A 5,119-nucleotide genomic window follows, 5' to 3' on the forward strand; every position below is an offset into this window, starting at 1 on the left:
GGGAGCCGCAGGCGCAGCAGCTGCTGGTGCCGGTGCTACGGCAGGTGCCGCCGCAGCGGCCTCAATCGGCGCGGGAGCGGCAGGGGCCGGGGCGGGGGCGGCTGCCGCGGGACGCGGCGCGCCGGGGCGGGCCGTGGTCGCGCGAGGTGCGCCGCTCGGCGCCGCGGCGGACGCCGGCGCGGGCGCGGCGCTCGCCGCAGCCTTGGCCGCGCCGTCGGCCTCGAGGGCGGCGCGCAGCTTGCGAGCCACGGGGGGCTCGATGGTCGATGAGGGGCTCTTGACGAATTCGCCGAGCTCCTTGAGCTTTGCAAGAGCGATCTTGCTGTCTACACCGAGTTCGGATGCGATCTCGTGTACGCGTGGTTTGGCAGCCACAATTCTCCTGTCTGGGTTGGTCCACCCAGGCAGGGCAGACCTCAGTTGCGGACGGGTCTCATTTCGAGCCGTTCACTTTTTTTCCATAGCCGTTCAGCCGTTTCTCTAAGGTCTGCGTATCCAGAGGACCTGACACACGCAATGCCCGCACGAAAGCGCGGCGCCGGATTGCGGCATCCACACATTCATGTGTCTCATGCACCCACGCACCCCTTCCCGGCATCGATGCCCGCTCGTCGAGGACGAGAGTGGAATCGACGGCCACGACTCGCAGGAGTGTGGACCGGGGGGCACGCACGCGACAACCGACGCACGTTCGTACGGGATCCATCTTACACCTCTGCGCTGAGCGCTCGCCGGACGGCGGCCGCCGTCAGCTGTCCAGCACGCTGTCGGGCTGGATGTCGATCTTCGCGCCGGTGAGCTTGGCGGCGAGGCGGGCGTTCTGACCTTCCTTGCCGATCGCGAGCGAGAGCTGGTAGTCGGGCACGAGAGCGCGCACGGCTTTGGTCGACGAGTCCAGGATGAAGCTGGAGGTCACTTTCGCCGGCGACAGCGCGTTGGCGACGAACTTCGCCAGCTCGGGGTCGTAGTCGACGATGTCGATCTTCTCGCCGCCGAGCTCCTCTGTGACGGCGCGGACGCGGCGGCCGAGCTCGCCGATGCACGCGCCCTTCGCGTTGATCGTCGGGTCGTTCGCGCGGACCGCGATCTTGGTCCGGTGCCCCGCCTCGCGTGCCAGCGAGACGATCTCGACGAGTCCGGAGTGGATCTCGGGAACCTCGAGCGCGAAGAGCTTGCGAACGAGACCCGGGTGGGTGCGCGAGACGGTGATCTGCGGACCCTTCGTGCCCTTGGCGACCGAAGTGACATAGACGCGCAGGCGGGAGCCGTGCGTGTACTCCTCGCCGGCGACCTGCTCCTCGGGCGGGAGGATCGCCTCGACGGAGCCCAGGTCGACGTGCACCATCCGGGGGTTCGGGCCCTGCTGCACGACTCCGGCGACGATGTCGCCCTCTTTGCCGCGGAATTCGCCCAGCACCGCGTCGTCGGCGATGTCGCGCAGGCGCTGGCTGATCACCTGCTTGGCTGCGAACGCCGCGATGCGTCCGAAGTCGTCGGGGGTGGTCTCCTCCTCGCCGATGACTGCTCCTTCGTCGTCGATCAGCGGCACGAAGATCGCGACATGGCCGGTCTTGCGGTCGAGGACGGCGCGGGCACCCTCGGGCAGTTCGCCGGTCGCCGTGGTGTGCTTCGCATAGGCGGTCAGAATCGCCTGCTCGATGATGCGCACGAGCTCATCGAAGGGGATCTCCTTCTCTCGCTCAATCGTCCTCAGCAGTGACAGATCGATGTCCACAAGTGACCTCCCTATTCAGCTTTCACCGACGCGTCACGCGCGGCATCCCTCAACGGTACCGGATGCCCCGGCGCGCGGCCTGGGAGAACTCCCGCGGGCGGGAGCGGTCACGTCGGAAGCTGCGCGCAGTCGGTGACCACACGTTCGTCGCCGTCGATGCGCGCCTGCGTCCAGCGCAGAAGGGTCGGCAGGAACGGCGAGAACGGGCCGATCAGCGATCGATGATCCGCCGCAGCGTAGGGCACCCAGCGGACGTCCGCCCCGGCAGCGCAGAGGTCGGCGACGAACCGCTCCGGCAGGGCCGGCGGAATCACCTCGTCGCGCAGACCCCACGCCAGGAGCACCGGCGACTCCCACGGGCCCACGGCCGCGTTCTGCAGCAGCCGTCGACCGAGCGGGCCGCCGGTCAGATTCGCGGGATAGAGCGGCCGATCGGCAGACACCCCGAGCGAGGTGATCGCCGAGACGAACAGTCCGGGTTCGCTCAGGCACCGCTGCGTCATCTCGCGGACGATCGCACGACCGGATGTCGCGACGTAGTCTTCGACCGCGACATCCACATAGACGTCCGAGTACGGCACGAGAACCCAGGACACGAGGATGGACAGCTCGGCGCCGGCGTCGCGCTGCGTGAGCTCTCGCGCCATGGCGAAGGGATCGGTGACGGGCGCCAGCGCCGCGGTGCCGAGGATGTGCAGCTCGGGTGCATACTCGGCCGCGACCGGCTCTGTCCACAGCGCGGCATGCCCGCCCTGCGAATGTCCCCACACGACCACGTCCGAGGACAGCCGCAGGTTCTCCAGCTGTCCTGCGGCGCGGATCGCGTCGAGGCTGGAGCGCGCCTCGCCCTCGCCGATCAGATACGGGAAGCTGCCCTCCGCGCCGCGGCCGGTGTAGTCCGAGCCGACGACGACCCATCCGCGCGCGAGCGCCTGCTCGACCGCGGGAATGGCCCAGTGCGTCGCAGCCGTGTCCATCAGGCTCGGCGCGCACCCGCGGGCGACGCCGGTCGTCCCCCAGTTCCACGAGATGACCGGTCGAGCGCCGGGCGGGGCATCGATGGGCGCGATCACGAGGGCGCTCGCAACCGCGCGCACGCCGCGGCGGTCGGTCGTGCTGTACAGGATGCGACGCACCGTTCCCCCGGCCGGGTGTGCCCCCGCGTAGACGTCTGAGCGGATCAGCTCCCCCCGCTCGTCGGGAAGCGTCTCCGGGGCGTCGTAGAAAGCGTCGACGACCGGGGACCCGTCGGCCAGCCAGCTGTTGACCCACCACGCCGAGCCCGCCAACACCAGGAAGCCGACGGCCAGCGCGTAGCGCGCCGCGTCGGCGAGCAGCAGCCCGCGCCGCGTCCGCGCACCCTCGCCGAGGCGGGCCGGCTTTCCGGCGAGGCGGCGACCGGCCCGCCAGACCAGCGACGCGCCGTAGACGACCGTGCGGATGCCGAACAGGACCGCAGCGATCAGAAGCGTCAAGTCGGGCCACAGCAGGGCCAGACCCCCGAAGACCAGCTGACCGACGCCCGACGCGACCGCGAGCACGCGCTCGCTGACCCGGCCTCGGCCGACCGCCGCCAGCGAGCCCACGCCGCCGACGATCAGCAGCAGCCCGAGCACGGTCGGCAGCAGCTCGATGCTGCGCCCGAGCCAGACCAGCACTGCCAGCCCACCGATGATCCAGATGACCGACACGACGCGGCTCCACAGCTGCGCCGCCCGTCTCGAGTCCGCGAGGTCGATGACGCCGGCGACGATCGCGCTGACTCCGACCAGGACCGCGAGGAGCCAGAGCGAGGTGAGCGGCCGCGTGACGATGAAGACGCCGAAGAACAGGACGACGATTCCGACCACGAGCACCACGGGCGCCGGGGCGGCCTCGATCAGCCGCAGCAGACGTCGCACGCGCGGCCCGCGGACGGCGGGCGCGTTCTGAACGGTCACGCGGGAATCCTAGAGCGCCGGTCGGGTCCATCCGACACGTAGGCTGACCCGGTGGACTCCGCAGCACCGAAACGTGTCGCCCAGGAGGCGGAGGAGAACACCCCTTTCCGCGTGCTCGCTCGCGCCGGGTATGCGGCCAGCGGCCTGGTGCACATCCTGATCGGCGTGATCGCGCTGGTCGTCGCGTTCGGCGGAGACGGTGAGACCGACCAGGGCGGCGCGCTCATGGCCATCGCGAGCGCACCGCTCGGTTTCGCGGTGCTGTGGCTGATCGCCGTCACCCTGTGGGCACTGGGCCTTTGGCAGATCCTCGAGGGCATCCTCACGCGGGCGCTGTCGGATGACACGCAGGGCTTCGCGAAGAAGTGGGGTGCACGCATCGGAACGTGGGGGCAGGCGGTGATCTTCATCGCCCTCGGCCTGATCGCGGCCGCGGTGGCGCTCGGCGCACGCGTGGACGCCGAGGAGGCCGCCGAGGATGCGAGTCGCGGTTTGCTCTCGATCCCCGGCGGACCGATCGTCCTCGGACTCGTCGGGCTGGGAATCGGCATCACGGGTATCGCGTTCATCGCGATGGGCGTGCGCCGCTCGTTCCGGAACAAGATCGAGATCCCACGCCACGGCATAGGTCGGAGCATCGCGGGCCTCGGACTCGTCGGCTTCATCGCCAAGGGGATCGCGCTCGTGGTGCTCGGCGCCCTGCTCATCGTCGCCGCCGTGAGGTCGGATGCCGATACCGCGGGCGGTCTGGACGGAGCGCTCCGTGCACTGCTGGCGCTCGCCTACGGGCCGCTGCTGGTCGGCGTCGTCGGTGTCGGCTTCGTCGCCTACGGGGTGTTCTGCCTGTTCCGCGCGCGCTTCGCGCGGCTCGATCCGGAGTAGGCCGAGGCATCCGGCCTGTCAACCCCTGTCGAGGACGCGCAACGCGTGTTTGCCTTCACCCATGGCTGATGAACCGATGACCCAGACCGACGCGATCGAGCGACTGAAGGAACTCGTCGAAGACATCGACTTCACGATGCTGACGACGCAGGACCCCGCCGGCAGCCTCGTCTCACGACCGATGAGCACCCGGCAGATGGACGAAAGCGGAGCCATCTGGTTCTTCACGTCGGAGGACACCAAGAAGGTCGACGAGGTCGAAGCCGATCATGACGTGGGCCTTGCGTACCTCGACTCGAAGGGCATGCGCTTCGTGTCCGTCGCGGGTCGCGCACGCGTGGTGCACGATCGGGCGAAGATGGAGGAGCTCTACACCGCCTCCCTCGACATCTGGTTCGAGGACGGACTCGACACCCCGGGCATCGCGCTGCTGAAGGTCACTCCGGTCGAGGCCGAGTTCTGGGAGCCCAAGCACGGCAAGCTGGTCATGGCGGCGGGCATGCTCAAGGCTCTCGTGACCAAGGACACTCCCGACGACACGATGCGCAACGAGCAGCTCCGC

General features: G+C 69.5%; 6 protein-coding genes. 2 read left to right on the forward strand and 4 right to left on the reverse strand.

Annotated features, from left to right (window positions below):
- The 4 genes from VFX99_RS14340 to VFX99_RS14355 form a co-directional block, all read right to left on the reverse strand.
- Positions 1-375, reverse strand: a 375-nt coding sequence (locus VFX99_RS14340) for a translation initiation factor IF-2 N-terminal domain-containing protein (RefSeq protein ID WP_329666971.1), incomplete at its 3' end; no start/stop codon positions are given.
- Between the two features lie 58 nt (positions 376-433).
- On the reverse strand, positions 434-706 hold the full coding sequence (locus VFX99_RS14345; protein WP_329666972.1) for a YlxR family protein: 273 nt from the start codon (positions 704-706) through the stop codon (positions 434-436).
- 42 nt (positions 707-748) lie between these two features.
- A complete protein-coding gene (gene nusA, locus VFX99_RS14350; protein WP_329666973.1) occupies positions 749-1,735 on the reverse strand; it encodes a transcription termination factor NusA in 987 nt (328 codons plus the stop codon).
- 107 nt (positions 1,736-1,842) lie between these two features.
- Positions 1,843-3,675: a lipase family protein gene (locus VFX99_RS14355; RefSeq protein WP_329666974.1), complete on the reverse strand. Its 1,833-nt coding sequence runs from the start codon at positions 3,673-3,675 to the stop codon at positions 1,843-1,845.
- A gap of 51 nt (positions 3,676-3,726) precedes the next feature.
- Here VFX99_RS14355 and VFX99_RS14360 point away from each other — a divergent pair, with 51 nt between their 5' ends.
- A complete protein-coding gene (locus VFX99_RS14360) occupies positions 3,727-4,557 on the forward strand; it encodes a DUF1206 domain-containing protein (protein ID WP_329666975.1) in 831 nt (276 codons plus the stop codon).
- Positions 4,558-4,618: 61 nt separating this feature from the next.
- On the forward strand, positions 4,619-5,119 hold a 501-nt coding region (locus tag VFX99_RS14365), incomplete at its 3' end, for a pyridoxamine 5'-phosphate oxidase family protein (protein WP_329666976.1).

The organism is Microbacterium sp. (genome assembly GCF_036277215.1).
Taxonomy (GTDB): Bacteria; Actinomycetota; Actinomycetes; order Actinomycetales; family Microbacteriaceae; genus Microbacterium.

Coding starts and splice junctions, on each gene's coding strand:
- VFX99_RS14345 (WP_329666972.1), bottom strand. CDS start 706: ATGGATCCCGTACGAACGTGCGTCGGTTGTCGCGTGCGTGCCCCCCGG.